Source organism: Streptomyces sp. NPDC005533, from assembly GCF_042871845.1.
Lineage (GTDB): Bacteria > Actinomycetota > Actinomycetes > Streptomycetales > Streptomycetaceae > Streptomyces.
In genome coordinates this window covers 1-1,480 of the sequence record NZ_JBIAJH010000183.1, presented here as the reverse complement: position 1 = coordinate 1,480, position 1,480 = coordinate 1, and the positions used below count along the sequence as shown (strand labels likewise).

Below are 1,480 nucleotides of genomic sequence, written 5' to 3'. Positions count from 1 at the left end.
CTAGGACTTGTCCGGCCGATCATGTGACTACTCCGTGCCCGAGTCGTTGCTGTGGGCATGGGGCGGGGTGATCTGAGTGATTCCGAGTGGGAACGGTTGCGGCCGTTCCTGCCCGTGAGTAACGGGCGTTGTGGCAGGTGGCGGAATCACCGGCAGGTGATCGACGGGATTCTGCACCGGGTGCGGACCGGGGTGCAGTGGCGTGACCTACCCGAACGGTTCGGACCCTGGAAGACCGTCTACGAACGCCATCGCATGTGGTCGGCTGACGGCACCTGGGAACGTCTGCTCCAGCAGGTCCAGGCCGCGGCCGACGCCGCAGGCGAGATCGACTGGGACGTTTCGGTCGACTCCACGATCGTCCGCGCGCATCAGCATGCGGCTGGAGCCCGCACCGGCCCGCCGCCGATCCCGGGTTCAAAGGGGGCAGCAGGGGTGGAACATCAGGACGAGACGCCGTGGCAGAGTCTCGTCGCCCGCCTGGTGGAGGTGGTGCTGGAGGTGAGGGCCTGGGTCGCTCGCGGGGCGGGTTCACCAGCAAGCTCCACCTGAGCGCGGACGGCCGTTGCCGGCCGCTGTCCCTGATCATCACTCCAGGTCAGCGGGCGGACTGCACCCAGTTCAAGCCGGTCCTTGAGAAGATCCGCGTTCCCAGATCTGGCCTGGGACGGCCGCGCAAGAAGCCGGACAGCCTGGCGGCCGACAAGGCCTACAGCAACGGTCCCATCCGCGAGTACCTGCGGCGGCGGGGAATCCGCCACACGATCCCGGAGAAGACCGACAGCCAGGCGGCTCGCTTACGCAAGGGCGCACGCGGTGGACGGCCGCCTGGCTTCGATGAGGACCGCTACAAGAAGCGCAACACCGTCGAGCGGGCGATCAACCGTCTGAAGCAGTCCCGAGCGGTTGCCACTCGCTACGACAAGCGCGGTTACGTCTTCCTCGGCACCGCCACCGCTGCGGCCGTCGCCATCTGGCTCCGAACATGAACTCCTACGCGACCCAGCAGTAGACGCCCTGGTCATGGCGCCGGGCGCTGCCGACGAGGCCGGCCAGCTCACCCACGATCGCCTCGGCGATCTCCGTGTCGATGACTTCACCGTCCTCCGCACGCAGCTGAGCCCACGAGGCGGCGACATCACGCAACCTGGAGGGCCCAGCGCCCACGAGAGCAGTGGACAGCCGAGGCGAGATCGCGAAGACGACGCACCCGTCGTTGTCCTGGCCCGCGACGATGCGAGGCTCACCGGCATCGACGAGTTCCTCGAAGCTGCCACCGGCCAGAAGGCACTCCCACTCGATCACCGCCTCCTCGGGATCGAAGTTGCCGAACGAGAGCGACTCGAATGCCCGTCCCGGCCCGGTCTGGAGGGCCAGACCCGCTGACGTGTCGTCCGGCGCCACGAAGAACTTCACGATGATGCTCACCCGGGCATCATGCCCGACTGCCTCCAACGATGATCGGCCGGACAAGTCCTAG

2 protein-coding genes are annotated in these 1,480 nt (G+C 67.4%); one reads left to right on the top strand and one right to left on the bottom strand.

The genetic code is table 11. The features are described from left to right. The first annotated feature begins 57 nt into the window (after positions 1-57). Positions 58-989, top strand: a protein-coding gene (locus tag ACFYP3_RS37810) for an IS5 family transposase (RefSeq protein ID WP_388842654.1) whose coding sequence is annotated in 2 segments (ribosomal slippage) — positions 58-393 and positions 396-989 — 930 coding nt in all. Because the reading frame shifts where the segments join, the coding sequence is not laid out codon by codon here. A gap of 4 nt (positions 990-993) precedes the next feature. Here the strand turns inward: ACFYP3_RS37810 and ACFYP3_RS37805 are convergent. Continuing rightward, positions 994-1,428 carry a hypothetical protein gene (locus ACFYP3_RS37805; protein ID WP_388842652.1) on the bottom strand — a complete coding sequence of 145 codons (435 nt, stop codon included), beginning with the start codon at positions 1,426-1,428 and terminating at the stop codon, positions 994-996. Positions 1,429-1,480 lie beyond the last annotated feature (52 nt).